Origin of the sequence: Streptomyces sp. NRRL S-495 (assembly GCF_000966955.1) — a bacterium.
In the GTDB taxonomy this organism is placed as follows: Bacteria; Actinomycetota; Actinomycetes; order Streptomycetales; family Streptomycetaceae; genus Kitasatospora; species Kitasatospora purpeofusca.
This window is the reverse complement of record NZ_JZWY01000322.1, coordinates 1-3,556: the sequence shown is the minus strand read 5'-3', so window position 1 is coordinate 3,556 and position 3,556 is coordinate 1. Positions and strand designations below refer to the sequence as shown.

Genomic DNA, 3,556 nt, shown 5'->3' with positions numbered 1-3,556 from the left:
CCGCTGCCGAAGGCCTTCTTCCAGGACAAGAAGACCTTCGAAGAGGCCCCCATCGGCAACGGCCCGTTCCAGATGGACGGCAAGTGGGAGCACAACCAGCAGATCAAGGTCAAGCGCTACGACAACTTCCCGGCCGCTGACGGCAAGGCGAAGCTGCAGGGCGTCACCTTCAAGATCTACGACAAGCTGGAGACGGCGTACAACGACCTGCGCGCCGACAACATCCAGGCGACCGACAAGCTCCCGATCTCGGCCATGGGCACGGTCAAGGGCGAGTTCGGCGACCGCTACATCTACAAGCCGGAGTCCGGCGTCGGCTACATCGGCTTCCCGATCGCCACCAACCCGGCCACCTACGGCAAGCCGGAGATCCGCAAGGCGATCTCGATGGCGATCGACCGCGAGGCGATCACCAAGACGATCTTCTCGGGCACCCGCGTCCCGGCCGACGACTTCGTCAACCCGCTGATCCCGGGCTACCGCAAGGGCGCCATGGGCGACGCGGCGAAGTACGACCCGACCAAGGCCAAGGCGCTGTGGGACACCGCCGGTGGCGTCCCGAACAACACCATCGAGCTGGGTTACAACGCCGATGGTGGCCACAAGGAGTGGATCGAGGCCGTCGCCAACCAGCTGAAGAAGAACCTGGGCGTCGAGGTCACCACCAAGCCGTTCGAGAAGTTCGGCAAGATCCTGGACGCGCTGGGCGAGAAGCAGTACTCCGGTGCCTTCCGCATGGCGTGGTCGATGGACTACCCGTCGATCGAGAACTACGAGCGTCCGATCTTCTCGAAGGTCGCGATCGAGAACGGCTCGAACTACGGCGGCTACGTCAACGAGAAGTTCGAGTCGCTGCTGGACCAGGCCGACCAGGCGAAGAGCCCGGAGGAGGGTCTGAAGCTGTACCAGCAGGCCGATGACGTCCTCATCGAGGACCTGCCGTACATCCCGGTCTACACCTACATGTCGTCCGCGGCGTACAGCAAGAAGATCAAGAACTTCGACACCGACGCCCAGGGTCGCATGAACCTGGACGAGGTCGAGCTCGCCGGCTGATCCGGTTAATCAGACGATCGGGGGCGGGCGGACCGGACTACAGTCCGGGTCCTCCCGCCTCCCTTCCTTGTCCGAAAGTGTGGAGGTCTGATGGGCCGCTATGTGATCCGCCGACTGATACAGGCGATCCCTGTTCTGATCGGTGCGACGTTCCTGATCTACTGGCTGTGCTTCAGCCTGCCCGGTGACCCGGTGCAGGCGCTGGCCGGCGAGAAGAAGGCCGACCCGATCGTGGCGGAGATGATCCGCCAGAAGTACCACCTGAACGACCCGTTCCTGCTCCAGTACTGGAACTACATCACGGGCGTCTTCCAGGGGAACCTGGGTGAGAGCCTGACGGGTCGCCAGGTCAGCGAGATGATCAGCGAGGCGTTCCCGTTCACCGTCAACCTCGCCCTCGTGGCTTTTGTCATCGAGGCGATCATCGGTGTGCTGGCGGGCGTCATGGCGGCCCTGCGCAAGGGCAAGTTCCTGGACCAGCTGGTCCTCATCAGCACGCTGTTCGTGATCTCGATCCCGGTCTTCGTCACCGGCTTCGTGCTCCAGCTCGTCCTCGGCGTCAAGCTGAAGAACGACTACGGCATCGAGATCTTCTCCGTCTCGTTCAATGAGGAGGACGGGCTGCGCGGCTATCTGCTGCCGGCCTTCGTCCTGGCCTCGACCTCGCTCGCGTACGTGGCCCGACTGACCCGCACCAGCCTGATGGAGACCATGCGCGCGGACTACGTCCGCACCGCGGTGGCCAAGGGCCTGAAGAAGCGCCGGGTCATCGGTCGGCACGCCCTGCGCAACGCCCTGATCCCGATCGTCACCTTCCTCGGTGCCGACCTCGGCGGTCTGATGGGCGGCGCGGTCATCACCGAGAAGATCTTCAACATTCACGGCATCGGCGGTCTGCTCGCCCAGGCCGTGTACCAGAAGCAGGGCACCATCATCGTCGGCGTCGTCACGCTGCTGGTGATGATCTACCTGGTCACCACCCTGCTCGTGGACATGCTGTACGCCGTGCTCGACCCGAGGATCCGCTATGAGTGAGACGATCACCAAGGGCGCCGAGGCCCCTTCCGGGGACAACACCCCCAAGTCCTCGCCGGAGAAGAAGCAGAAGCCGGAGCGTGTCGCCAGCCTCTGGTCGGACGCTCTGCGCGACCTGCGCCGCAACCCGATCTTCATCATCGGCGCCGCGCTGGTGTCCTTCCTGATCCTGCTGGCCATCGTGCCGGGCTGGTTCACGGACGGGAGCCCGTTCGACAACGACGCCTGCGACCTGGCCAACTCGCTGAAGCGCCCGAGCGCCGAGCACTGGTTCGGCTTCGACGTCCAGGGCTGCGACAACTACACCCGCACGGTGTGGGGTGCCCGTAACTCGATCATCGTCGGCGTGCTGACCACCTCGATGGTCACGGTGATCGGTGCCCTGCTCGGCCTGCTGGCCGGCTGGAAGGGCGGGATCGTCGACTCGATCCTGTCCCGCTTCACCGAGATCTTCTTCTCGATCCCGCTGCTGCTCGGCGGCATGCTGATCATGTCGATGCTCGGCAAGGGCAACGCCTGGACCGTCTCGGTCGTCATGACCGTGCTCGGCTGGCCGCAGATCTTCCGCATCATGCGCGCCTCGGTGCTGGCCAACAAGAACAACGACTACGTGATGGCCGCCCGCGCCCTCGGCGCCGGCTCCGGCCGGATCACCTTCCGGCACATCGTGCCGAACGCCATCGCGCCGGTGATCGTCGTGTCGGCGATCTCGCTGGGTGTCTACATCGGCGCCGAGGCCGCCCTGTCCTACCTGGGCATCGGCGTCCAGTCGCCGGAGATCTCCTGGGGCCTGATGATCAGCAGCGCCTCCGACCGCTTCCTCGACGCGCCGCACGTCCTGCTCTTCCCGTCGGCCGTACTGAGCATCACCGTACTGGCCTTCATCATGCTCGGCGACGCGGTCCGCGACGCCCTCGACCCGAAGCTCCGCTGAGAGAAGAGGTGACGACCCGATGACCACCGTGATCGAGAAGAACCAGAAGAACGGCCGCCTGGAGGTTGGCACCCCGCTGCTGGAGGTCAAGAACCTCCACGTGGAGTTCCACACTCGGGACGGCGTCGCCAAGGCCGTGAACGGAGTCAACTACTCCGTGGCCGCCGGTGAGACGCTGGCGGTGCTCGGCGAGTCGGGCTCCGGCAAGTCGGTGACCGCCCAGACCATCATGGGCATCCTCGACATGCCGCCGGGCAAGATCAGCCAGGGCCAGATCCTCTTCCGCGGGCAGGACATGCTCGCGATGAAGGAGGAGGACCGTCGGCAGATCCGCGGCCAGAAGATCGCGATGATCTTCCAGGACGCGCTGTCCTCGCTGAACCCGGTGATGACCGTCGGCGCCCAGCTCGGCGAGATGTTCCGGGTGCACCGCGGCGCCTCCAAGAAGGAGGCCCGGGAGAAGGCCATCGAGCTGATGGAGCGGGTGCGCATCCCCGCCGCCAGGCAGCGCGTGGGCGACTACCCGCACCA

Annotated in this window: 4 protein-coding genes; all 4 read left to right on the top strand. The window is 65.2% G+C overall.

Annotated features, from left to right (window positions below; all coding sequences use genetic code 11):
* Positions 1-1,056: ABC transporter substrate-binding protein (locus tag VR45_RS17670; RefSeq protein WP_045940740.1), on the top strand; the 1,056-nt coding region annotated here is incomplete at its 5' end.
* Positions 1,057-1,146: 90 nt separating this feature from the next.
* Positions 1,147-2,091, top strand: coding sequence for an ABC transporter permease (locus VR45_RS17665; RefSeq protein ID WP_045940739.1), 945 nt, complete (start codon positions 1,147-1,149; stop codon positions 2,089-2,091).
* Positions 2,084-3,025 (top strand): ABC transporter permease, encoded by a 942-nt coding sequence (locus VR45_RS17660; protein WP_045940738.1) that lies wholly within the window; start codon positions 2,084-2,086, stop codon positions 3,023-3,025. Before VR45_RS17665 ends, VR45_RS17660 begins: the two co-directional genes overlap by 8 nt.
* A 19-nt stretch (positions 3,026-3,044) precedes the next feature.
* A partial coding sequence (locus VR45_RS17655) for an ATP-binding cassette domain-containing protein (protein ID WP_045940737.1) occupies positions 3,045-3,556 on the top strand: 512 nt, incomplete at its 3' end.